Annotated in this window: 21 protein-coding genes and 1 pseudogene; 16 read left to right on the top strand and 6 right to left on the bottom strand. The window is 71.9% G+C overall.

The features are described 5' to 3' along the window. Positions 1-23 precede the first annotated feature (23 nt). Together ACFWV2_RS24105 and ACFWV2_RS24100 are read left to right on the top strand one after the other, a co-directional pair. Positions 24-1,313 carry a cyanophycinase gene (locus ACFWV2_RS24105; protein WP_384407529.1) on the top strand — a complete coding sequence of 430 codons (1,290 nt, stop codon included), beginning with the start codon at positions 24-26 and terminating at the stop codon, positions 1,311-1,313. 90 nt (positions 1,314-1,403) lie between these two features. Continuing rightward, positions 1,404-2,267: a MurR/RpiR family transcriptional regulator gene (locus tag ACFWV2_RS24100; protein ID WP_384407527.1), complete on the top strand. Its 864-nt coding sequence runs from the start codon at positions 1,404-1,406 to the stop codon at positions 2,265-2,267. A 67-nt stretch (positions 2,268-2,334) separates the two neighbouring features. On the opposite strand, the gene ACFWV2_RS24095 is transcribed toward ACFWV2_RS24100, so the two are convergent. After that, positions 2,335-3,216, bottom strand: a complete 882-nt coding sequence (locus ACFWV2_RS24095; RefSeq protein ID WP_384407525.1) for a MurR/RpiR family transcriptional regulator — start codon at positions 3,214-3,216, stop codon at positions 2,335-2,337. A gap of 214 nt (positions 3,217-3,430) precedes the next feature. On the opposite strand from ACFWV2_RS24095, the gene ACFWV2_RS24090 reads away from it, so the two are divergent. The 7 genes from ACFWV2_RS24090 to ACFWV2_RS24060 all read left to right on the top strand — a co-directional run bounded on the left by ACFWV2_RS24090 (position 3,431) and on the right by ACFWV2_RS24060 (position 12,764). After that, positions 3,431-4,333, top strand: a complete 903-nt coding sequence (locus ACFWV2_RS24090; protein WP_384407523.1) for a YihY/virulence factor BrkB family protein — start codon at positions 3,431-3,433, stop codon at positions 4,331-4,333. Positions 4,334-4,747: 414 nt separating this feature from the next. Continuing rightward, complete coding sequence (locus ACFWV2_RS24085) at positions 4,748-5,629, top strand: SGNH/GDSL hydrolase family protein (RefSeq protein WP_384407521.1); 882 nt, start codon at positions 4,748-4,750, stop codon at positions 5,627-5,629. A 135-nt stretch (positions 5,630-5,764) separates the two neighbouring features. After that, positions 5,765-6,037, top strand: a complete 273-nt coding sequence (locus ACFWV2_RS24080) for a DUF3253 domain-containing protein (RefSeq protein ID WP_384407519.1) — start codon at positions 5,765-5,767, stop codon at positions 6,035-6,037. Between the two features lie 196 nt (positions 6,038-6,233). Further along, positions 6,234-8,798 (top strand): bifunctional serine/threonine-protein kinase/ABC transporter substrate-binding protein, encoded by a 2,565-nt coding sequence (locus tag ACFWV2_RS24075; RefSeq protein ID WP_384407517.1) that lies wholly within the window; start codon positions 6,234-6,236, stop codon positions 8,796-8,798. Positions 8,799-9,154: 356 nt separating this feature from the next. Beyond that, positions 9,155-11,008, top strand: coding sequence for a SpoIIE family protein phosphatase (locus tag ACFWV2_RS24070; protein ID WP_384407515.1), 1,854 nt, complete (start codon positions 9,155-9,157; stop codon positions 11,006-11,008). Between the two features lie 212 nt (positions 11,009-11,220). After that, entirely contained in the window at positions 11,221-11,853 is a 633-nt protein-coding gene (locus ACFWV2_RS24065) for a hypothetical protein (protein ID WP_384407513.1), read from the top strand. A gap of 611 nt (positions 11,854-12,464) precedes the next feature. Further along, complete coding sequence (locus ACFWV2_RS24060; RefSeq protein WP_384407511.1) at positions 12,465-12,764, top strand: hypothetical protein; 300 nt, start codon at positions 12,465-12,467, stop codon at positions 12,762-12,764. Between the two features lie 142 nt (positions 12,765-12,906). On the opposite strand, the gene ACFWV2_RS24055 is transcribed toward ACFWV2_RS24060, so the two are convergent. Further along, a complete protein-coding gene (locus tag ACFWV2_RS24055; protein WP_384407509.1) occupies positions 12,907-14,013 on the bottom strand; it encodes a lytic polysaccharide monooxygenase in 1,107 nt (368 codons plus the stop codon). Positions 14,014-14,123: 110 nt separating this feature from the next. Continuing rightward, complete coding sequence (locus ACFWV2_RS24050; protein ID WP_384407507.1) at positions 14,124-15,242, bottom strand: cellulose binding domain-containing protein; 1,119 nt, start codon at positions 15,240-15,242, stop codon at positions 14,124-14,126. Between the two features lie 336 nt (positions 15,243-15,578). Here ACFWV2_RS24050 and ACFWV2_RS24045 point away from each other — a divergent pair, with 336 nt between their 5' ends. Beyond that, positions 15,579-17,819, top strand: coding sequence for a glycoside hydrolase family 9 protein (locus ACFWV2_RS24045; RefSeq protein WP_384407505.1), 2,241 nt, complete (start codon positions 15,579-15,581; stop codon positions 17,817-17,819). A 39-nt stretch (positions 17,820-17,858) separates the two neighbouring features. Here the strand turns inward: ACFWV2_RS24045 and ACFWV2_RS24040 are convergent, their stop codons facing one another. Continuing rightward, the gene (locus tag ACFWV2_RS24040; RefSeq protein ID WP_384407503.1) at positions 17,859-18,578 is read right to left on the bottom strand and encodes a TetR/AcrR family transcriptional regulator; all 720 of its coding nucleotides are present in this window, start codon (positions 18,576-18,578) and stop codon (positions 17,859-17,861) included. 123 nt (positions 18,579-18,701) lie between these two features. Here ACFWV2_RS24040 and ACFWV2_RS24035 point away from each other — a divergent pair, with 123 nt between their 5' ends. The 3 genes from ACFWV2_RS24035 to ACFWV2_RS24025 all read left to right on the top strand — a co-directional run bounded on the left by ACFWV2_RS24035 (position 18,702) and on the right by ACFWV2_RS24025 (position 20,616). Next, on the top strand, positions 18,702-19,925 hold the full coding sequence (locus ACFWV2_RS24035) for a saccharopine dehydrogenase family protein (protein ID WP_384407501.1): 1,224 nt from the start codon (positions 18,702-18,704) through the stop codon (positions 19,923-19,925). 155 nt (positions 19,926-20,080) lie between these two features. Next, positions 20,081-20,431: a PRC-barrel domain containing protein gene (locus ACFWV2_RS24030; protein WP_384407499.1), complete on the top strand. Its 351-nt coding sequence runs from the start codon at positions 20,081-20,083 to the stop codon at positions 20,429-20,431. Positions 20,432-20,469: 38 nt separating this feature from the next. Continuing rightward, on the top strand, positions 20,470-20,616 hold the full coding sequence (locus ACFWV2_RS24025; RefSeq protein ID WP_384407497.1) for a hypothetical protein: 147 nt from the start codon (positions 20,470-20,472) through the stop codon (positions 20,614-20,616). Positions 20,617-20,718: 102 nt separating this feature from the next. On the opposite strand, the gene ACFWV2_RS24020 is transcribed toward ACFWV2_RS24025, so the two are convergent. Next, the gene (locus ACFWV2_RS24020; protein WP_384407495.1) at positions 20,719-21,141 is read right to left on the bottom strand and encodes an ATP-binding protein; all 423 of its coding nucleotides are present in this window, start codon (positions 21,139-21,141) and stop codon (positions 20,719-20,721) included. A 362-nt stretch (positions 21,142-21,503) separates the two neighbouring features. Between ACFWV2_RS24020 and ACFWV2_RS24015 the strand changes: the two genes are divergently transcribed. Together ACFWV2_RS24015 and ACFWV2_RS24010 are read left to right on the top strand one after the other, a co-directional pair. After that, the gene (locus tag ACFWV2_RS24015) at positions 21,504-21,875 is read left to right on the top strand and encodes an SsgA family sporulation/cell division regulator (RefSeq protein ID WP_384407493.1); all 372 of its coding nucleotides are present in this window, start codon (positions 21,504-21,506) and stop codon (positions 21,873-21,875) included. Between the two features lie 140 nt (positions 21,876-22,015). After that, positions 22,016-22,642 (top strand): hypothetical protein, encoded by a 627-nt coding sequence (locus tag ACFWV2_RS24010; RefSeq protein ID WP_384407491.1) that lies wholly within the window; start codon positions 22,016-22,018, stop codon positions 22,640-22,642. 57 nt (positions 22,643-22,699) lie between these two features. Here ACFWV2_RS24010 and ACFWV2_RS24005 read toward each other — a convergent pair whose 3' ends face one another. Next, positions 22,700-23,059 (bottom strand): phage holin family protein, encoded by a 360-nt coding sequence (locus ACFWV2_RS24005; protein WP_384407489.1) that lies wholly within the window; start codon positions 23,057-23,059, stop codon positions 22,700-22,702. 55 nt (positions 23,060-23,114) lie between these two features. Here ACFWV2_RS24005 and ACFWV2_RS24000 point away from each other — a divergent pair. Further along, a pseudogene (locus ACFWV2_RS24000) lies at positions 23,115-23,309 on the top strand (hypothetical protein); the annotation flags it as partial. Between the last annotated feature and the right edge of the window lie 75 nt (positions 23,310-23,384).

The following is a 23,384-nucleotide window of genomic DNA, read 5'->3' as shown; positions in this document are numbered from 1 at the left end:
TCAACCGATCCACGGAGGCACTCTTGCGCGCATCCTCAGGTCCCGCCCGCCGCACCGTTCTCACGTGCGGCGTCGCCCTCACTCTCCTCGCCTCGGCCCCCGTCGCCCAGGCCGGACCCGAACGCCCCGACCGGCAGGCAGGTTCGCTCGTCCTGATCGGCGGAGCGCTGAAGGAGAACAACACAGCGGTCTACGGCGAGATCATCAGGCGTGCCGGCGGCCCCTCGGCCCGTATCGGAGTCATCACCGCGGCCTCCGTTCCCGAGAGCCAGGACCCGAACGCGGGCGACCCGGGGCGGTGCAGCAACTCCGCGTGCAACGGCGCCTACTACGCCGACCTCTTCAAGAGACACGGCGCGGCCGACGCCGAGTGGATCCCGCTCGACATCGACCACGTGGCCGACGCCGACTCGGACGCCGTCGTCGCCCAGGTCGAGTCCATGACCGGCTTCTTCTTCGGCGGGGGAGACCAGTACCGCTACCTCACCACCCTCCTCCGCGGCGACGCGCACACCGACTCCAAGGTCCTCGCCGCCATCCGCGCCAAGCTCGCGCGAGGAGCGGTGATCTCCGGCTCCTCCGCCGGAGCCCAGATCGTCTCCGGCGCCGACATGGTCAGCGGCGGCGAATCCTACGAGGGCCTGCGGGACGGCAGCGCGCCCGGCTACTTCGAGGACCCCACCCGGCTCGGGTACATGCCGCGGGGCGGCTTCGGTTTCCTGACCTCCGGCCTCATCGACACCCACACCGGAGCGTACGGACGGGAGGGCCGCGCGTACCGCCTGGCGGCCGACACCGGACACGACCGCGTCTACACGCTCGAGGAGAACACCGCCCTGGTCGTCGACGACCCCGGCGGCCGACGCGAGCGGATGACGGTCCTCGGCCCCAACGGCGTCGCCGTCCTGGACCTGCGCGACGCCCGCACCCGCACGGGAGCAGCCGGCTGGAGCATGCGCAAGGCCCGCTACACCTACCTGACCCAGTCGGACCGGTACGTCCCGCACACCTGGACGACCTACCCCGCCTCGGACAAGCGGCGCCTGCGCCCCGTCGGCACGACCCCGGTCCCCGTCAACAACGACGTCTTCTCCTCCGCGTCCAACCCCGACGGCACGCCCTACTCATTCCGCACCACGGCGCGCGCCCTCGCATCGACCCGGACCCAGAACACCGCGACCGCCACCACCTTCGAAACCGACCCCCGCTTCACCGTCACCTTCACCAAGGCCAGAGGCTTCAGCGCCTGGACCGACGACGGCGCCACCCCGCGGACGCTCGTCGACCTGCAGATCGGCATCGCGCCACGATGACCCCCTCGCGGCAGGGCCGGCCCCACGTGCCGGCCCTGCCCCGGCCTCGCCACCCGGTCTCGAGGATTGCACCCACACGGAGGGACCCCCATGACGACCGGCCTCCTCGCCGACGACATCCGGCACAGACTCGGCACGCTCACCCCGGCGGAACGCAAAGTCGCCCGCGTCCTGCTCGCCGCCTATCCCGCGGCGGGCTTCGAGACCGTCGCCACTATCGCCGAACGCGCGGGAGTGAGCGCCCCCACCGTCCTGCGCTTCGTGGGCCGCCTGGGCTACAACGGATACCCGGACTTCCAGGCCGCCCTGCGCGACGAACTCGACGTACGCAACGCCTCCCCGATCCACCTCTACGAAGCAGCGGACGAAGCGGCCTTCCCGCAGTCCCCGGGTGGCCTGCTGGCCCACAGCGCGAAACTCTTCGGCGACGCCCTGGCGCAGACGCTCACCGAGCTGGCGCCCCACGACCTCCAGACCGCCATCTCGCTTCTGGCCGACCGCAAGCGCCGCATCGTCCTCACCGGCGGCCGGTTCACCCACGTCCTGGCCCAGTACCTCGGGCTGCACCTGATGCAGCTCCGAGACGGCGTTCGCTTCCTGCCCGACCGGGACGTCGAGCGCACAGCGGTACTCGACGCCTTCGGCCGACGGGACGTCCTGGTCGTCTTCGACTACCGGCGCTACGAGAACGACAAACAGGCCATGGCGCAACTCGCTCAGGAACGCGGCGGCAAGGTGATCGTCTTCACCGACGCGTGGCTGTCACCGACCAGCGCTCACGCGGAGGTCGTGCTCCCCAGCCGCGTCGACACGCCCTCTCCGTACGACAGCCTCGTCCCCACCCTCGCCGTCGTCGAGACCGTGGTCGCCTGTGTCGTCGCCACCCTCGGCGACGACGCCCACCGGCACATGAAACACAGCGAGGAGACCGCCCGCCGCGTGGGCCTCGTGTGACCTCCCGCAACGGGCCCTCACCCGCCCGGCACCGGCGGCAAGGCGTACCCGGGCGATGCCTCGCCGATCAGAGCAGGCCGGTGCGGCGGGCCACGCTCTCGGCCCGCTTCATCCTCTCGTGCCCCTCGGATCCGACCTGGTCGAGCACGGCGGCGACCAACGACTCGATGAGAGCGAGCGCCGGCGTGAGACTGTCGTACGGAGAATCCGACGTCACCTGGGTGATGAGGACGACGTCGGCATGAGCCGCGGCCGGGGAGAGCCACGGGTCGGTGAACACGATGACCTTCCCGCCGCGTTCGCGCGCCAACTCGGCGATGACCGTCTTGTCGGCCTCGTAACGCCGGTAGTCGAAGAGCACGGTGACGTCGCGACGAGTGAGCTGAGTGAGGAAGGAAGTCCGTTCCACATCCCTGTCGGGCAGAACGTCCACCTGGTCGCGAAACTGCGTGAGATGCAGGCCCAGGTACTGGGCCAGCAGATGCGTGAACCTGCCCCCTGCCACGTGGACCCGGCGCCGAGGATCGCTCAGGAGGCGCACCGCGTCGCTGAACTCCTGCGGGGCGACCTCCTTGAAGGTCTGGGACACGGCCTGCTGCAGGAGCGCCAGGCGCTCTCCGAGCCGGGGGTCGGCCGCCTCGTCCGGACGCTCCGGCACGCCGCGTCGCTGGGACGACCCGGAACTCTCGTACAAGGTGATGGGGGAGGCGGTACGCGCGTCGAGTTCGGACCGCAGGGCGGCCTGCAGGTCGGGGAAACCCTTGTACCCCAGGCGGGAGGCGCAGCGCAGCACCGTGGGAGCGGAGACCGAGGCACGCTCCGCGATCGTGGCCACGGTCTCGAAGACCGCCGCCGGATACCCGGCCAGCAACACCCGCGCGACCTTGCGTTCGGCCGGGCTCAGATCTCCCAGCCGGCTGCGGATCTCATCGGCCAGCGTGAGACTCATGACGTTCCTCCCCTGCGGTGGACAGATCGCCGCCGTCTGCCCCTGTCCTCCGCGATGACTTAGCGCACATCCCGGCTGTGTCCAAGAATCCGGGCGTACAGACGACGCTTTCCCGTTCGCCAAATGTATCGCCTGTTACGCGCGTGCCGCAGGGCTCGGAACGGCCTGCGCAACGGACGAGGATGAGAGCGGTGGCACCGGGCAGGAGGGCTGCGTGACATCGAACACTCTCCGCACCCCCCGGAGCACTCCGGGAAACCGCGCCGCCGACCTGCTGGTACGGGCGCGGTCCTCCCTGCGCGGCACCGCCGTGCGCCTGTGGGGCGACAACATCGCCGACTACGCGGCAGCTCTCACCTACTACGCGGTGCTGGCGCTCGTGCCCGCCCTCCTCGTCTCGGTCTCCCTGGTGGGACTGGCCGGGGCCAGCACCCGTGAGCGCCTCATCCTCGACCTCACGTCCTACGCCCCTCCGCAGTCGGCCCAAGTGCTCCGCGAGGCTCTGGACGGCCTCACCTCGGAGCCGTCCTCCCTGTGGGTCCTGCTCGTCAGCGGCGTCCTGAGCGCACTGTGGTCGGCCTGCAGCTACCTGGCGGTCTTCCGCCGCGCCCTGCACACGATGCACCGGCTGCCCGACACGCGGCCGCCCCTCCGCGCGGTGCACGTCCTCGTCCTCACCGCCGGCGTGCTGCTGGCGCTGCTCGTGGCGGGCGCCGCGAGCCTCGTCGCGACCGGCCCCGTGGCCCGCCGACTCGCGACGGCCGCCGGTTACTCGGGCACGGACGCCATGACCTTCCTGCGGTGGCCGGTGCTCCTGGTGGTCGTCACGGCACTGATCCTCATCCTGTACCGGACCGGACCCGCCCAGGCCCGCGGTGCGCGCCGGGGCTTCCCGGGCGGCGCCCTCGCGGCGTTCCTGTGGCTCGGTGCTTCGGCCCTCTTCACTCTCTACACGCAGTTCGGAACGTACAGCCGCCTCTACGGTTCGCTGGCGGGGGTCGTCGTCTTCCTCGTGTGGCTGTGGTTCAGCAACCTCGCCCTGCTCGCCGGCGCGCAGTTCAACGCGGTGCTCGCACAGGCCGGGAAGTCACCCGTCGTGGCGCCCGTGGGTGCCTGAGAAGGGGTTCGGGAGAAGGGGGTACCGGGCGTCGCCCGCCCTACCGGGAAGGACGTCCCGCGGGAATGCCCGGGCCGCATCCGTGGACCGGCACGACACCCGGACCGCGTACGGTTCGCCGATCGAGGCGGTGACTTCGCGCGATGGTGGCCCATGGCCCAACGGCGTTTCAGCCGTGGCCCCTTGCTCTCCGCTGCACGCGAGGCGCCATTTGACGCGCGACACCTTGACGACTCGTCACGTCGGCCACATATTACGAGCGAGTACAACCGACTGGTAACACTGCGCGCAGCCCTCGCGCTTCCGGCAGCAGGCGAACGGGTCCGCTCTGCCGTCGGTCCGGTGCGCCGACCGGCCCTCCCCGGCGGCCGGCAGGCGCCCGCCCCCTCACCCTGTCACGAGAGGCAAACCGCCATGCGATCAGTTCCACCGAGCCGTCGCGCCCGCACCGCTGCCGCTCTCACCGCTGTCACCGCGGCCCTGGCCACCGCCGCCGGTCTCGGCGCCGGTCCCGCCGCTGCCACCGGCACCGCGTCCGACCGTTACGTCGCCCTGGGCGACTCCTTCGCGTCGGGAGCCGGCGTACCGAACCAGGTCGATGCCACCTGCATGCGCTCCGACCGCAACTACCCCGCTCTGGTGAACGCCGCGCTCTCCCCCTCCGCTCACAAGGACGTCACCTGCGGGGGTGCCACCACGGTCCACATGACCTCCGCGCAGAACGCGTCCGCGCCGCCCCAGCTCGACGCGCTGAGCGCCGACACGGACCTCGTCACCCTCACCATCGGCGGCAACGACGTCGGCTTCGCCGACATCATCGTCCGCTGCGTGACGCTCGGGGCGTTCAACCTCGGCGGATCGCCCTGCAAGGCCAGCTACACCTGGACCGGCACCGACCAGCTCGCCGCCACCGTCAACGCCACCGCTCCCAAGATCGCCGCCACCCTCGACGGCATTCGTCAGCGGGCCCCGCAGGCCAGGATCCTGGTCACCGGCTACCCGGCGATCCTTCCCGACAACGGCACAAACTGTCCCTGGGTCGCGACCATCGCCAAGGGCGACGCTCCCTGGCTGCGGGACACCCACAAGCGCCTCAACACCATGATCGCCACCCAGGCGGCCGCGCACGGGGCCGTCTACGTGGACACCTACACCAAGTCCATCGGCCACGACATCTGCAAGCCCGCCGGAACCCGCTGGATGGAGCCGCTCGTCACCAACGCCGCGGCACCCTTCCACCCCAACGCGGCGGGTGAACGGGCCATGGCCGACGCCGTACTCGCCGCCACCGGCTGACCCGCGAACGACCTCCGTCGGCCCGCCGCCCCACGGGCGCGGGCCGACGCCGCACAGGGTGCGACGGTCTGCACGACCTCGGCGGCGCCCCGGAGGGTGACCGGCTTGGCGCGCCGCCGGTGCGACACTGGAGGAGTGACGGAAACCGGACGGCAGACGGAGCGGCGGTTGGAGCGGGCCATCCTCGAACTGCTGGAGAAGCGGGGTCCGACCGCGTCGATCTGTCCCTCCGACGCCGCGCGAGCCGTGTACGTGGGGGACGACGACGGTTGGCGGGCACTCATGGAGCCGGCCCGCAGCGCGGCCCGGCGACTGGTCACGTCCGGCGAGGTGGAGATCACCCAGGGCGGCCGTCCCGTCGAACCGACGGACTTCAAGGGTCCCATCCGTATCCGCCGCGTCAGCTGACACGTACATCCATCACGGTGGGGCGCTGGGGTGAGAGGACCGTCCGCCATGACACGACGTGTGACCGGTTCGCGCCGCGTCTGCCGACGCCGCGTCCCCTCACGTCGGATCGGACGCTTCGCGTTCCCGTCACCGTGGGCGTGATCAAGCCGTCTTTCCGTCACCTGATCGGCGCAGCAGGACCTAGAGTGTGCGCGTGACCGAGCAGAATCCCGAACTCATCGCCGGCCGGTACCAGCTCGTCGAGCGCATCGGCCAGGGCGGTATGGGCCGGGTCTGGCGTGGCCTGGACCAGCAGCTCTTCGGACGCGAGGTCGCCGTCAAGGAGATCCTCTTCCCGCCGGGCCTCGACGACGCCGACCGCGCCGCGCTGCTCACACGGTTCACCAGGGAGGCCCGCGCGGCGGTCACTCTCAGCCACCCAGGGGTCATCACCGTCCATGACGTGGTGGAGCATCGCGGCGCCCCCGTGATCGTCATGGAGTTGATCCGCGGCCAGTCCCTGGCCACTGCCATCCGTGAACAGGGCCGGCTCCCCGTACGGCGGGTCGCCGAGATCGGCGCCGCCATGCTCGACGCGCTGGCCGAGGCGCACGGGGCGGGGATCGTCCACCGCGACATCAAGCCGGACAACGTCCTGCTGACCAAGGACCGTGTCGTCCTCACCGACTTCGGCATCGCCCATCTCGCGGACACCACGACCAAGCTGAGTCACAGCGGGATCGTCATCGGCACCCCCCAGTACATGCCGCCGGAGCAACTGGAGGGCAAGCGGCCGACCCCGGCCAACGACCTGTGGGCGCTCGGCGCCACCCTGTACCACGCCGTCGAGGGGCACCCGCCGTTCGACGCGACCGGGCTCCACGCCCTCGCCGTGGCCGTGTTCACCAGCCCGCACCGGCCACCGGTCCACGCCGGCCCGCTGACGCCCGCCCTCGACGCGCTCCTCACCAAGGACCCGGCGCAGCGCGTGGGTGCCACGGCAGCGGCGGAGATGCTCGCGGCGGTGCTGCGATCCTCCCCACCCCGGTCCGAGGCCTCCCCCGGGCATGAGTCGACGCCCGAGCCCGGCCCTGCGCCCGAGCCCGGCCCTGCGCCCGAGCCCGGCCCTGCGCCCGAGCCCGGCCCTGCGCCTGCGCCCGGCCCTGGGCCCGCGCCCCACCCCGCGCCTGAGCCCCACCCCACCCCCACGCCCGATCCGCGGGCGACCCCCGCACCCGCACCCGCACCGGCACCGGCGCCGAGTCCAGCACCGGACCCGGCCGCCGATCACGCCTCCGCTCCCACCCTGCCGCCGCAGGCGCCCTCACCGGTGCCCTCGCCGCCGACCCCCACCGTCCGGGACTCCGACTTCGCCGCCCACACCCCCCGCCTCCCCGTGCCGGACCGGCCGACCGCCCCGCCCGTGCCCGTACCACCGCCCGGGGACCCGGTCACGCTGGGGGCGACGGCCGATTCGCAGCGCTCGCAGCGTTCGGAGTCCGGCGAGCGGGCGTCCGCCCGGCGGCCCGGCCTCACCCGGCGCTCCGCGGTCCTGGGCACGGCCCTGGCCGTGCTCACCACGGGCTCCGTCCTGACCTGGACCCTCACCCGTGACGATGACGCGCCCCGCGAGGGGGCGGCCGGCAACGGCGCGGGCGCCGCCTCCGTCACCGTGGTGATCGGGGTGGACGCCCCGCTGAGCGGCGGGCTGTCCTCGATGGGCGTCGGGGTCAAGAACTCCGCCGACCTGGCGGCCAGGACCGCCAACGAGTCCCGGCACGTCCCCGGCGTGACGTTCGAGATCACGGCCCTGGACGACGGCGCCGACCCCGCCAGGGGCGCGTCCAACGCCGCCCGGTTCGTGTCCGACAAGAAGGTGCTCGGGGTCGTCGGCCCGCTCAACTCCGTAGTCGCCGGGACCATGGTGCCGCCGCTCGCGCGGGCGGGTCTCGTCAACGTGTCACCGGGCAACACCGATCCCGTCCTGACCCTGGGCCCCGACTGGGCCGGGGGTACCACATCACGCCCCCACCCCACGTACTTCCGCACGATCGGCACGGACGTCGACCAGGGGCCGTTCGCCGCGCGATACCTGTACGAGGCGAAGAAGACCAAGCTCTACGTGATCGACGACGCCGGCGCCCACGGCACCGCTCTCGCGTCCGGTCTCACGACCGAGTTCACCGGCCTCGGGGGGACCGTCGTCGGCACCGAGCAGGTCGATCCCGCCGAACGCGCCTTCGCCGGACTCGCCACCAGGGTGCGGTCCTCGGGCGCCGACGCCGTCTACTTCGGCGGCTACCACGACACCGCCGCGCCGCTCTCCCAGCAGCTCAAGGAGGCGGGGGTGAACGTCCCCCTGATGGGCGGCGACGGCATCTTCGACCAGCAGTACCTCACGGCGAACCCGCAGGCCGAGGGCGACCTCGCCACCCACATCGGCCTGCCCGCCGAGGAATCGAAGGCGGGGCAGGACTTCCTCACCCGGTACGAGGAGGCGGGCTACCCGGAGCCGGCCGGCTGGTACGGCCCCTACGCCTACGACGCGACCTGGAGCCTCATCGAGGCCGTGAAGGCCGTCGTGACGGCCAATGGCGGCACCCTCCCCGCCGACGCCCGGGCGAAGCTGCCGCAGGCCGTCGCCGCGGCGGCCTTCGACGGTGTCACCGGCCGCGTCGCCTTCGACAAGCACGGCGATACCGTCAACCGACGGCTGACGGTGTACGCGGTGAAGGCCGGCTCCTGGACGCCCGTGACGAGCGGCTCCGCCACCCCCTGACACCCGCCCGGAGCGACATCGCTCTCCGGCGGGTCGAGCGACGGAGGCCCACGCCTGGGAGAGGCCGGCGCTTCGGCGTCGACCGTATCCTGGTGGTAGGTGAGCCGCATGTCGCTTGACCAGGAGAAACAACCCTCATATGGCGCCGGGCCGGGGTCTCGGGTGCCCCTGGGCGACGGCCGGAGGTTCCCGTTCCGGTGGCTGCGCACCACGCCGAGGGCCTTGGTCCGGGCGTCCCGTGTGCCGCACCGGTCGATTTCCCGACCTTCCGGCTCGTCGGCAACGGCCCAATCGGCCGAGAAGAGGTGCATGCTGGGCACCACCATCGGTCGAGTTCCTGTCGGGAGGTCGGAAGAGTGAACGGCGGCAAGGGGAGACGGCGCCGGGCCGGCCGCGTCTCGGCCGGGAACGGTGCCGCGGTGCGCCGCGCGGCCGGTGCTCGGGGGCGGCTCGGACCGATCGGCGACGAGGCCCGCTTCGACCGGGTCACCACCCGCGGTCGGCTCGCCTGGCTGAACTCCGCCGGCTCCAGGATCGGCACCACCCTCGACCTGGAGCGTACGGCCCAGGAACTGGCCGAGTTCACCGTGCCCGGCTTCGCCGACGGCGCCGCCGTCGACATCCTGGACAGTGTCCTGCGGGGAGACGAGGGCTCACGCTGGACGGGTACGGGCGTCCCGCTCATGCGCGCCACCGCGCTGTGCGCCATCGACGAGCTGTCCTCCCTGGAGCCCACTCCGGTGGGCGAGACCTTCTCGCGCCCCGAGGAGGCGCACGAGACACTGCTCCACCGCTACTGCCTGCGGCAGGGCAAACCGGTACTGGTGAGCCGGATGAGGGACGACGACTTCATCAAGGTCGCGCCCACCGCGAGCGCCGCCGCGAAGATGCGGGCCGCCGGAGTGCACAGCTACCTCGCGGTGCCACTGATCGCCCGCGGGCTCCTGCTCGGCAGCGCGGACTTCGTCCGCGGTCCCGGGACACCGCCGTTCTCCTCCACCGACCTCGCCCTGGCGGCACAGCTGGCCTCGCAGGCCGCCGTCTACATCGACAACGCCCGGCTCTACGGGCGCGAGCGCGAGCACGTCGTCTCCCTCCAGCGCACCCTGCTGCCGCGCGCGACCCCGGTGACGCCCGGACTGCGTGTGCAGGCCGAGTACGCGCCCTCCTCGGCCCACCACGGAGTGGGCGGCGACTGGTACGACGTCATGGCGCTGCCCGGCGGACGTACGGCCCTCATGGTGGGCGACGTCATGGGGCACGGGCTGCCCGCCGCCGCCACCATGGGCCGCCTGCGGACGGTGGCCCGCACCCTGATGACCCTGGACATGGCTCCGGAGCGTGTCCTGGCCCGGCTCGACCTCGCCACACGTGACCTGGAGGACGAGCAGGTCGCCACCTTCCTCTGCGCCGTGTTCGACCCGGCCGACTCCACGTACACCCTGGCCAGCGCCGGGCACCTGCCACCGCTGCTCCTCGACGGACAGGGCTCCGCGGAGTTCGCGGACCTACCCGTCGGCGCGCCGCTCGGGGCGGGGGTGATCCCGTACGACCCGGTCCGCCTCGAGGTCCCGGCGGGCGGAAACCTGGTCATGTTCACGGACGGCCTCGTCAAGTCCCGGCACGCGGACCTGGACCACCAGCTGGACCGTCTGCGGACTGCGGCGCGCGACCTGCCACGCGAGGCTCTGGAAGGCGGCGGCCTGATCGCCTGCGCCCCTGCCGCCGACGCCCGTTTCGACGAGGCCGTACTCCTCGTGGCGACCAGCGCGAACAGCGGGTCGAAGACCTCGGACGCCTCGAACGCGCCGGGCACCCCGGGCGCCGCGAACGAGCCCGCCGATCTGCGGGAGTGGCAACTGCCGCAGGAGGGGCGCGCCGCGTCCGTCGCGCGGAGACTCGTCACGGACCAGCTCGCCGTGTGGGAGCTGACGGAACTCGCCGACGTGTGCGAACTCGTCGTCTCGGAACTCGTCGGCAACGCCCTGCGGTACGGCAACGGACCCGGCCGGCTCCGGCTGCTGCGCGGCGAGCGCCTCGTCGTGGAGGTCTCGGACACGGGCCCCGACCTGCCCCAGATCCAGCACGCGGACCTCAGCGACGAGGGCGGCCGGGGCCTCCAGCTCATCAACATGCTGTGCCGCCGGTGGGGCTCCTGCCGCACCGTCACCGGCAAGGTGGTCTGGGCGGAACAGAACCTCCCCTCCTGAGGACGCACGGCCCGGAACAGGCCCGTGGACTGCGCCGACCCGCCCACTGCCCGGACTCCGCTGCCCTGCCGGGCGCCCGTCCCTCGGCCCGCCGCTCCGCCGAGTCCTGCCCGGTTCGGTTTGACGACCCGACAAGCGGCAAGGCGAATGGACGGGTGCCCAGTAAGCAGTGACGAACAGCCAGCCAGGAAGTTCCCTCCAGGAAGGCAACCATGTCGACCCTGACCGTAGTTCTCATCGTCGCGGTGCTGGTCGCCGCGCTACTGGTGGCCGGTCTCCTGTTCCGGGCCCGCGCGGGCACGGGCAGTGGTGAGCGGGCCCTGAAGCGGCGCTTCGGTCCCGAGTACGACCGCACCCTCGAACGGCACGGCGGCGACAGCGAGGCCGCCCACCACGACCTGCGGGAGCGGGTCGAGCGGCACGGCCACATCCACCTGCTGCCGCTGGAGCCGGCGGTCCGCGAGCACTACGTCGCCCAGTGGACCATGCTCCAGGAGCGCTTCGTCGACGCGCCGCGGCAGGCGGTCGCCGACGCCGACGAGCTCCTCACGCGGATCGCCGCGACCCGGGGCTTCCCGGAAGCCGATCAGAGCGGGGATCAGCTCGCCGCCCTGTCGGTGCACCACCCGCACCATGTGGAGGGTCTGCGCACGATACGCCGTGCGCTGCGCTCCACGACCGCCTCCACCGAGGAGCTGCGGGAGGCGCTGGTACACGCACGCGCCCTCTTCGAGGACCTGACGCCTTCGGCCGCGAGCCCGGCCGGTAACCGTTCCGCCCGAACCCGCCCGGCGTCCGGGCACAACAGCGGGCATCTCCTCAAGCCGAAGGGAAGTGGCGCGTGATGGCACACGAGAACCGGGCCCGGCCGGCAGCGGACGTGACCGAGGGAGAGGCGCGGCACACCTCCGCGCAGCAGGGCACCCGGGGCGTCCCCGGCGCCCCGGCCGCGGCGGGCGGACCCGCAGGACCGCCGCCCACTCCGCCCCACGGCGGACCGGCCCCTGTCCCGCTCACCCCGCCCCACGGCGGACCGGCGACCGTGCCGCCTCCCGGCCGCCCGGCGCCCGCCGTGTCCCCCGGCGGACCGCCCCCCGCGCCTCCGGTGATGCTGTCGCAGGCGCCGCAGTCCGCCGTTCCGTCCGAGGACCCCGGTGCCACGGGCCGGAGCGCTGGGAGCCGTACGAACGCTCCCGTCGCGACCCCCGCCGCGCCGCGCGGACGGAGCACGACGGACGAGTCGGTCGCGCCGAGCGGAAGGGACAGGGCGGGCGAGTCGGTCGCACCGCAAGGACGGGACGCGACGGACCGGTCGCCTGCTCCGGGTGGTCAGATCACGACGGACCGGTCGGGTGAAGGCCACAGCCCGGGTCGCGGTGACCGTGGCGAGCACGACGTCAGTGTGGTCGGCGGGGTCGGCGGCCACTCCGCCTCCGTCTCGGGACAGGGACCCGTCGTGGCCGACGGCCAGGTCGGGCATCTGCTCGGTGACGCTGAGCGCGACCGGCTCGGACAGCGGCTGCACCACGCGCTCGCGGGTTTCGTCGACTCGCCCCACGACTCTGTCGCCGAGGCGGCCGAGGTTCTCGCCGAGGCGGAGCACCAGCTCATCGCCTCGCTGCGGGACCGCCGCGCCGAGTTGCTGGCGGGCTGGCAGGGGAAGGGGCGCAAGGGCGGCCCGGACCCCGACACCGAGCAGCTCCGGCTCACCCTGCGGACCTACCGCGAAGTGACGGAACGGCTGCTCCGGGCGTGACCCGGACCCCTCCGCCGCGAAGGACAGAAGCCCCCTGGACCCCCGGGGGGCTTCTGCCGTGCGGGACCCGGACAACGGCCCCGGCCCGGCGCCGGAACCCTGACAACGGACCCTGGGCCCGGCCCCAGTACCAGGTCAGCTGCTAGGGGTTGACGCAGACGATCGAGCCGATCGGAAGATCGTTACCGGTCGATGTGGCGGTGAACCCGAAGGTGACGGTGCCGTTCGGCGGGACGGTCCGGTTGTAGTCGAGGTTCCGCACCGTGAGCGTGCCGTCGGATCCGGTGGTCAGGGCGCCGTTCCACAGGCTGCTGACGCGGGTGCCCGGGCCGGGTGTCCACTTCACCGCCCAGCCGTCACGCGCCGACGTGCCGTGGTTCATGACCTCGACGGAGCCCTGGAATCCGCCGGTCCAGGCGTTGGTCACGCGGTACACGGCCATGCACCCGGTGTGCGGGTCGGTCGGCGTGGGCGTCGGGGTCGGATCCGGAGTGGGAGTCGGAGTCGGGGTCGGGGTCGGGGTTCCTCCCGACCCGCGGATGCCGGTCACCTCGCCGTTGCCGCCGTCGAAGACGATGTCGGAGCAGGAGAAGAAGTTCTCCTGGCTGTCGGAGCGGACCCACTGGATGAACATCACCGCGTCACCCGAGCGGCCCGAGGGCAGGTTCAGATCCCAGTGGTAGTGGCCGCCGTCCGTGCCCGGCGAGCCGGTCTGCGGCGGGTCGGTGACGGTCTGGATCAACTCCAGGTCGTCCCAGCCCAGTTCGGAGGCGGGGGAGTAGCCCGGCTTGGACAGGTACACCCGGAAGGAGCCCGGGTGCGCGGCCCAGTTGCTGTGCCTGACCTTGATCGTCTTTCCGGAGGTCAGGTGCGTGCGGGGCCAGTCGGTGCGGGCGGCGTTGTATCCGGTGAAGTCGTACGGCGACCGGTCGCCGGCGCTGCACAGCTTCCCGTCCGGGACGTAACCGGGTCCGCGCCCGCCCGCGTTGGAGTCGAGCACGGCGAACCAGTTGTACAGCGCGGTCGCGCCGCTCTCGTTCAGCGCCGCCCTGCACGCCGGGTTGGTCGGGTCCAGGGCGCCGGTGCCGGTCTTGGCGTCCAGCCAGCAGAGGTAGGTGCGCGATCCCGGCGTCATCGTGACGCCGTGCGCCTGCGCGCTGCCCTGGCCGAGCAGGGCCAGACCGAGGCCGCCGAGCAGCGTCGCGAGTACCGCGACCAGGGTGGCGAGTCGTTTCTTCCGTCCAGTCATGGTGTCTCCTGTACGTGCGTGAGTGTTCTTCTCCTGTCGGAGTTCTGCGGTCGGTGTTCTTCTCCTGCGGTGACGCCCCGGTGTGGAGCGCGGAGCGGGTGTGGAACGGTTCACGTACAGGCGGCGCCGTTGAGGCTGAACCCGGAAGGCGCGGCGAACGTGCCGCTGTAGGTGCCCTGGAATCCGAACGACTGGCTCGCTCCGGCCGCGATCCGGGCGTTGTGCGCGAGGCCGGTCGCCGTCACGGTCCCGGACGTCGCTGAGAGGGCCGCGTTCCACGCCTGGGTGACGCGCTGCCCGGAGGGCAGCGCGAAGGACAGCGCCCACGGCCCCACGGGGGCGGTCCCGGTGTTGGTGACGGTGACATCGGCGGTGAAGCCGCCGGTCCAGACGTTGGTCGCGTACCTCACCTTGCAGGCCGTCGACGGGCCGGGTTCGCCGGGGCCGGGGTCACCGAGGTTCACGGCCGAGGAGAAGGAGTTCACCGTGAGCCCGGTCCCGTTCTGCCACGGCTCGAAACCGGCCTGGACACTGGTCAGGTACCAGGAGTTCTGCGCCATGCCGCGGGAGACGGTCTCCCGGACGAAGTCCATGACGTCGAAGGTCCAGCCGGTGATGGCCGACGGAGCGACGAAGGAGATGACGTCGTTGGAGCCGTTGTTGCCCGTCCACACCTGCCAGCCGCGCCCGCCCACGGTGGCGCTGCCGACCGGCGAGCCGATCGGCTGGATCGGCCCGACCTTGTTGAACCAGATCATGATCTCGGTGCTGCTGACCCCGTCGGTCCTGGGCGTGGGGTCGAGCCAGATGTCGTACGAGGCGTTGTACACGGCGTCGCCGACATAGCCGTACGAGATGCTGCTGGGGGCGCCGGCGATGCCACTGAGCTGCGCGGGGAGGTTGGTCCCCGGCGAACAGTTGGTGTAGTGGCAGCCGTTGAAGACCGAGGGGTACGACTTCGGTGCGCCGTTGGTGGGCACGGCGCCGTCGGCCCTGGTCACCCGGAACCCGGTGTCGGTGGCGGTGACGCACTGGGTGGCACCCGTGCCCCAGCGGTTGTTCTGCACCACGTAGCGGCCCTGGATGGTGGTGGAACCGTACTGTTCGCAGATCAGCGTGTCGGCATGGGCCGCCGGCGCGGCGGTCATGAGGGCCGCGACGGTGGCGAGGGCGAGGAGCAGGGCGCCGAACAGGCCGCGCGTTCTGGGGCGGTGCGGTGACGCTCGCATGAGGGACCTCTCTGGCAGGGGGCGGTCGAGGAGCAGGGGGGCGGCGGAGCGGCCCCCACGTCTGCTGGGAGCGCTCCCACGCGTATTGCAGGGCACTGTAGGAGTCCGCGGGGGCCCTGACAACCCGTCGGAACCGGTGCGTTCCCGCGGCATCGGCCGGATGCCCGGGCCCACGCGTCCGGCCGCCCGGACGCGCGGCCCCGGACGCGCGTCCGCGCCGTCGACGAGGTTCTGTCCGGGTCGTTGACGTCCCTCCGGTTCGACCGGGAATATGGCCCCTGCCTTTTGGGAGCGCTCCCATCCTTCATCGCTCCGCCCCCTTCGAGGAGCCCACACGTGAACATTCGCAGAACCGCCCTGCTGTGCCTGACAGCCCTGTTGACGGCGGGACTCACCGCGGTGCCCGCCGGTCCGGCGGGCGCGGACGAGGTCGAACAGATCAGGAACGGCACCTTCGACTCCGGCGCCGACCCGTGGTGGACGAACAACGTCACGACCGCGCCGGCCGACGGCAGACTCTGCGCCGACGTGCCGGGCGGCACGGCGAACCGCTGGGACGCCGCCGTCGGCCAGAACGACGTCACGCTCGTGAAGGGCGAGTCGTACCGGCTCCGCTTCACCGCGACGGGCGCCCCCGAAGGCAACTCCGTCCGCGCCGTCGTGGGCCTCCAGGTGCCCCCGTACGACACGTACCACGAGGTCACTCCCCAGCTGAGCGTCTCCGGCAACACGTACACCTACACGTTCGCCGCGCCCGTCGACACCGCTCAGGGTCAGGTCGCCTTCCAGCTCGGCGGCGGCGCGGAACCCTGGCGGTTCTGCCTGGACGACGTGTCCCTGCTGGGGGGCGTGCCACCGGAGCGGTACGAGCCCGACACCGGGCCCCGGGTCAGGGTCAACCAGGTCGCCTACCTGCCCCGTGGCCCGAAGAACGCCACCCTCGTCACGGACGCCACCGAGCGGCTGCCGTGGCAGCTGAAGAACGCCTCCGGTGCCGTCGTCGCGCGTGGCTGGACCCTGCCGCGCGGCGTGGACCCCTCCTCCGGGCAGAACGTGCACGCCATCGGCTTCAGCGACCACCGTGGCGCGGGGGAGGGTTTCACCCTGGTCGCCGACGGTGAGACCAGCCGGCCCTTCGACATCGGCACCGCCGCCTACGAGAAGCTGCGCCTGGACGCCGCGAAGTTCTACTACACCCAGCGCAGCGGGGTCGCGATCCGCGACGACCTGCGCCCCGGGTACGGCCGCGAGGCCGGACACGTCGACATCGCCCCCAACCAGGGGGACGGGAACGTGCCCTGCCAGCCGGGCGTCTGCGACTACACGCTCGACGTCACCGGCGGCTGGTACGACGCCGGTGACCACGGCAAGTACGTCGTCAACGGCGGCATCTCCGTCTGGCAACTGCTCAGCACGTACGAGCGTGCCCGGCACGCCCGCACGGGGCAGGCCGAGAAGCTGGGCGACGGCACGCTGAACATCCCCGAGAGCGGCAACAAGGTACCGGACATCCTCGACGAGACCCGCTGGGAACTGGACTTCCTGCTCAAGATGCAGGTGCCGGACGGCGAGCCGCTCGCCGGCATGGCCCACCACAAGATCCACGACGAGCAGTGGACCGGCCTGCCCCTGATGCCCTCCGACGACCCGCAGAAGCGAGAGCTGCACCCACCGACCACGGCGGCCACCCTGAACCTGGCGGCGACCGCCGCCCAGGCGGCCCGTCTGTACAAGCCGTACGACCCCCGGTTCGCCGCCACCGCGCTCGCGGCGGCCCGCAAGGCCTGGGCAGCTGCCCTAGCCCACCCCGACGTCCTCGCCTCCGAGAGCGACGGCATCGGCGGCGGCACCTACGCCGACCGTGACGTCACGGACGAGTTCTACTGGGCGGCCAGCGAGCTGTACCTGACCACGGGCGGGAGGGAGTTCCAGGACCACATCCTGAACTCCCCGGTCCACAACGCCGACCTCTTCGGGCCGATCAGCTTCGACTGGGCGCGCACGGCCGTCCCGGCCCGTCTCGACCTGGCCACCGTGCCGAACCGGCTGCCCGGACGCGACAAGGTCCGCCAGTCCGTACGTGAGGGGGCCGACCGCTACCTCGCCACGCTGAAGGCCCACGCCTACGGCATGCCGTACGCACCGGAAGGCCACAGGTACGACTGGGGCTCCACCCACCAGATCCTGAACAACGCCGTCGTCCTGGCCACCGCCTATGACATCACCGGCGCCTCGAAGTACCGCGACGGGGCCGTCGAGAGCATGGACTACATCCTGGGCCGCAACGCCCTGAACATCTCGTACGTCACCGGCTTCGGCGAGGTCAGCGCGCAGAACCAGCACAGCCGCTGGTACGCCCGCCAGCTCGACCCCGAGCTGCCCGCACCGCCCGCGGGCTCACTGTCCGGCGGCCCCAACTCGAGCATCCAGGACCCGTTCGCGCAGAGCAGGCTCCAGGGATGCACCGGCCAGTTCTGCTACATCGACGACATCCAGTCCTGGTCGACGAACGAGCTCACGATCAACTGGAACTCCGCCCTGACCTGGATGGCCTCCTTCGTGGCCGACCAGGACTGACCTCCTGGCCCGCGCCCGGCGTTGGCATAAGCGCGCGCCCTACGGATCCCGTCGGGCGCGCGCCCAGGTGAGCTGCTCCGCGGCGCTGTTCAGGAGCGTGTCCAGGACGACCGGATAGGCGCTGTGCGTCATCCGCCCGGCCAGGAGTCTCGCGGTGGCCGCGATGTTCGGGTGGGTGTCGGCCGGCAGCCTGGCGTAGGTGGAGTTCCACATCTCCTCGTCCGCCGCGCGGGCCTCGTCCGTCAGCGCCAGCGACCCGGCGTCCAGGGCCGCGAACGCCAGGCTGAGGTCGATGAAGGCGTGGTAGACGACGACCGCGTCCGCGTCCGGGAAGCCCGCGCCGCGCAGGATGCCGAGGATCGTCTCGTCCACCGCGATCTCCCGTGGACGGCCGGTGACCCGGCTGGCGGTCAGTACGGCGGCTTCGGGATGACTGAGGTAGGACGCGTGAAGGGCCAGGCCGAGGGCCCGCAGGTCGGACCGCCACTCCCCGGTGGCCGTCCAGGTGTCGAGCGCCCGTCCCGTCAGCTCTTCGCCGATGGCCCTGGTCAGGTCGTCGAGTCCGGCGAAGTACCGGTAGAGGGTGCTGGGGTCGGCGCCCAGGGCGGCGCCCAGCCTGCGTGCGGTCAGCCCGGTGCTTCCGTGCTCCCGCAGCATCCTCAGCGCGGTCTCCACGATCAGCTTCTCGGACAGCACCGTGCCCTGCCGCGTCGGCCGGCGCCTGCGCCGCGCGCCCTCCGGCACCACCGGCTTTCCCATGTCGCTCTCTCCCTGCTCCGTCCAGTGGGTCTTATGCCAACACGATTGACCTTAACGCCGGGCTTCCCGTTGCATCGGTCCAGGCCCGGAGACGCCCGTTTCCGGCGACGAAAGGTGTGTGACATGCGAGTACTCCTCGTGGGCGCGGGCGGCGTGGGCACGGCCGTCACCCGGATCGCGGCCCGCCGCGACTTCCTGACCCACATGGTCGTCGCGGACTACGACCTGGCGCGCGCCGAGGCGGCGGTCGCGGCAATCGAGGACCAAGGGGGCCGGTTCACCGCCAGGCGTCTGGACGCGTCCGACGAGGACGAGGTACGCCGGGTGCTCACCGAGGAGCGGTGTGACGCCCTGCTCAACGCGACCGATCCGCGGTTCGTGATGCCGCTCTTCGAGGCGGCCCGCGCGGCGGGCACCCACTACATGGACATGGCGATGTCCCTGTCCGCGCCGCACCCCACCCACCCGTACGAGCGTTGCGGGGTGAAGCTCGGCGACGCGCAGTTCGAGCAGGCCGGTCCGTGGGAGGACTCCGGACGCCTCGCCCTCGTCGGCATGGGTGTGGAGCCCGGACTCTCGGACGTCTTCGCCCGGTACGCGGCCGACGAGCTCTTCGACGAGATCGAGGAGATCGGCGTACGCGACGGAGCCGACCTGACCGTCGAGGGCTATGACTTCGCCCCGTCCTTCAGCATCTGGACGACCATCGAGGAGTGTCTCAACCCGCCGGTGGTGTACGAGAAGGACCGCGGCTGGTACACCACGGCCCCCTTCAGCGAGCCGGAGGTCTTCGACTTTCCCGAGGGCATCGGTCCGGTGGAGTGCGTCAACGTCGAGCACGAGGAGGTCCTGCTCATCCCGCGCTGGGTCGACGCCCGCCGGGTGACGTTCAAGTACGGCCTCGGCGACGACTTCATCGCCAAGCTGAAGACCCTCCACGAACTCGGTCTGGACGCCACCGCGAAGGTGACCGTCCCCTCGGAGCACGGTCCCGTGGCGGTCTCCCCGCGCGACGTCGTCGCCGCCTGCCTGCCCGACCCGGCCACGCTGGGCGACCGCATGACCGGCAAGACCTGTGCGGGCACCTGGGTCAGGGGCACCAAGGACGGCTCGCCGCGCGAGGTGTACCTCTACCACGTCGTCGACAACGAGTGGTCGATGCGTGAGTACGGATCGCAGGCGGTGGTGTGGCAGACCGCCGTCAACCCCGTGGTGGCTCTCGAACTCGTCGCGAACGGGGCATGGTCCGCGAGCGGCGTCCTCGGCCCGGAAGCGCTGCCGCCCCGTCCGTTCCTCGACCTGCTCACCGAGTACGGCTCGCCGTGGGGCCTGCGCGAGGAGGGCTGAGGACACGCGGACGGCCAAGGACCGGCGCCGGCCTCCCCTCGCCGAGCAGTCCTGGGAAAAGTGGAGTTCCACGGTGTGAACCGGTCGTGTCGGGCAACACGAAGGACAGCTCGGACCATGGGCCCCGGACGCGCTCCAAAGGAGAAGGAGGAGACATGCACTCCGACATCTGGACCTTCTCGGAGGCCGCGATCCAAGCGGCCGAAATGGATCTGACGGGTTACAAGGTCGAGGCGGCGGACGGAGGCATCGGCAAGGTCGACAAGCACTCCGCCGACGTCGGCCGCTGTCACCTGGTCGTGGACACCGGGCCGTGGATCCTCGGCAGGCAGGTCGTGATCCCGGCGGGTGTCGTCACCGGCGTGGACAGGTCGTCGGAGACCGTCTTCGTCGGCTGCACCAAGGAGCAGATCCAGAACGCGCCGGAATTCGTGCCTGAGGAGGGCGACACGTCCGGTCCTCAGAAGCTGAGGTTCGTGGACTACTACCTGGCGTTCTTCCACTAGGCGCCGCAGCAGGCGTCGTTCCCTTACAGGAGGGTTTCATGTCCGCACTCTTGACCCGCATCAAGCGCTTCAGCCGTAGCCCTCAGGGACAGAGGGCCATCGCGTCGGTGCGCCGCGCCGCCGCCGACCCCCGGAAGCGGTCCCAGGCGCGTGGCCTGCTCGGCAGACTGCGCGGCCGCCGCTGACGGTGGACCCCGTCACCCCTGTGGGCCCGGCCGACGCCGGGCCCACAGGCGTGCGTGCGCACCGAACCCCACTGGTTCACGGACCGGTGGGGCGGCCCGGGCCTACGCGGACCGGTGGGGCGCCGGCGGCTGGAAGCACGCGGTGACGTCCTTGCCCCTGGGGCAGCGGCGGGTCTGCCAGTCGTCGGCGAGGGCGTCCAGCAGGAGCAGCCCGCGTCCCCCGAGTGCTCCGTCGTCCGCGTGGCGCTGCTTGGGGAGCTGGGTCGAGTTGTCGTGCACGGTGACGTGCAGGCACTTCTCGTCCCAGGTGAGGATGAGCTGGGCGGCGCTGTGCGCGTGGAGATGGGCGTTGGTGACCAGCTCGGACACGGCCAGCACGACCGAGTCCACCAGGTCCGGCGCCGTTCGTGACCAGCCGAGTGCCACCAGGTGCTCACGCGTCCAGTCCCTGGCCGCTTTCACGCCGCTGCTGATCGGCAGCGAACGCGCCCACCCGACAGCTTTCATGGACGGGTCCTGCGTCATGTGCCTCTCCTTCAGCCGACCACCATGTGCGTCTCGTCTGCCCGGCGAACGCGGGACGGAACCTCCGGGCGCGGCTGTGCGCGGTCGTACGGTCAGGAAGGCCGACGAGAGGAAGGTACGGTCGGCGCCGGGGCGATCCGGCCCCCGATAGTGCGGTGAAAACTCCGATGGTCAACGGGGTGTTGACGATCATCGCGAAACCTCGACACCGTCTTTCCAGGAACCCCACGTCCGTGACGCATGAGAGGCGATAACGGGGTGAGGAGCGCAACGACGCCCCCTCTCGACGCCCGAAGCCGGAGTGACCAGTGCCCCAGCCCCGCTCAGCGCCGCTGCCTCCTGCGCAGTCCCTCACGCACAGCATGACGATGGAGCTGCTCACCGCGGACCGTCCCGTGGAGATCGGCGCCACCCTCACCTACACCTCCCGGGCTCCCCACACGATGTGCCTCGCCCTGCACCTCCTGGAGGCGGAACCGGTCATCTGGCACCTCGACAGGGAGATGGTCCTCGCCGGTTCGTACGCGCCCATCGGGTCGGGTGAACTCCATCTGTGGCCCGCCGTGGGGGACGGGCTCCTTATCCGGCTGGGGTCTCCCGGGCAGTGCGCCACCCTGCGGGGCGACCGCGATCAATTCGCCGCCTTCGTGCGCCGGACCTTCCTGGTCGTCCCGCCGGGAACCGAGACCCGGCACATCGACTGGCAGCCGCTGTTCGACACGCTCAGCAGCTGACCGACCTCCGCACCGGGCGCGCTCGGGGCCGCCCGGTGCCGACGTCACGCGTAGGCGACCGGCCTCGGTGGAACCCCCGAGGAGCGCACGGGTGACAGTTGTACCTGTCGGATGTCTCGTTCGACAGATACACTTGTCGCATGAGTGATTCGGTAGGGATCCCGACTCCCGACAAGAACGACGCGAACTTCTGGGCCACCGTCATGACCCTGACGGAGCCCGCCTGGAACGAGCCCACCACGGACGACACGTTCACCATGGACGACAGGGTCCTCGACGCGGTCCGCGCACTCGCCGAGCGCATCTCGACCCGCGCGCAGGCCTACCGCGCCGCCGACAAGCCCTTCGATCCGGCGCTGATGGCCTCGCCCGACGTGCAACTGGCGCTCCTGCGGGCGTTGTACGAGGCCAAGCAGTCGGTCGACCGGCTGGCGGAGAGCGCCGCCACCGTCGCCGGTCGCAGCGGCGCGAACTACGCGCAGCTGGGCGCGGCCTGGGGCGGGATCAAGCGGCAGTCCGCCCGCCTCAAGTGGCCCCACGCGGTGGTCAGGAAGACCGCCGGCGAGCCCATCCCGCTCCGTTACGCGGGTGGCGCCGCCGTGGTCCACCACGACCCGGACGTCGACGCCTGGTGGTACAGCGCCACCGGCGCGGACGAGCGGACCGGGGAGTCCGAAGCTGTCCACACCACCTACGCCGAGGCCATCGCGGGCGCGACCGAGTTCCTCCTCGCACACGCCCGGCCCGACCGACAGGCGCCCGCGTGAGCGCGTGACCGGCGTAGGGGCGCAGGCGAACGGGCGATCTCCCGCCTACGGGCGGCCTCAGTCGGCCGCCAGCTCGTCGGCCACCTCCTTCACCGCGTCCAGCGAACCCGCGAGCGCCTCCCTCGACGCGGCCCGGGCCCGGCGCAGCCTCTCGTATCCGTATCCGGCGAACGTCACGGCCCCGAGGCCGTACGCGGCCGCCAGCGCACCGGCCGCCCGCTCCGTCGGCCACACCCGCTCCATCGCCCGCACCGCCGCTTCGTGCGCGGCCAGGACGGCGAGCACTCCGAGCACCCCGCCCGCTCCCAGAGCCGCCGTGCCCCTGCGCCCCTCGGACGCGGCCGCCGCCAGCTCCACCTTCACCTGGTCGATGTCCTCGCGGACGATCTGGATCACTTCGCGTGACAATGCCTGCATGAGTTCCCGGTACCCCTGACGCGGCCGTGTACGCGAGTCGCCTTCCGGGCGCCACGCGAACTCACGGGTGGTCGGCGGCCGGCGCGACCTGGTGTCGGTGATCTCCTGCGACGCGGCGGCGGGTGTCGCGGTGCCGCTGTGCCGGGCGGAGAGCATCGAGCTGGCCGGCGGCGGCCGGACGGGTCTGCGCTCCGGCTTCGCGCGGGCGCCCCGCGCCCGGCCGCGCCCGGACGTCGTCGTCACCCTGACCTGAGGCGACACGGGGCCCGGCCCCATCGGGCGGAGGCGCCCGGGTGGGGCCTCCGCCCGATGGGGTGACGTTCCT

Source organism: Streptomyces sp. NPDC058671, from assembly GCF_042716475.1.
Lineage (GTDB): Bacteria > Actinomycetota > Actinomycetes > Streptomycetales > Streptomycetaceae > Streptomyces.
The sequence above is the reverse complement of the archived record's forward strand: the minus strand, read 5'-3'. Positions and strand labels throughout refer to the sequence as shown.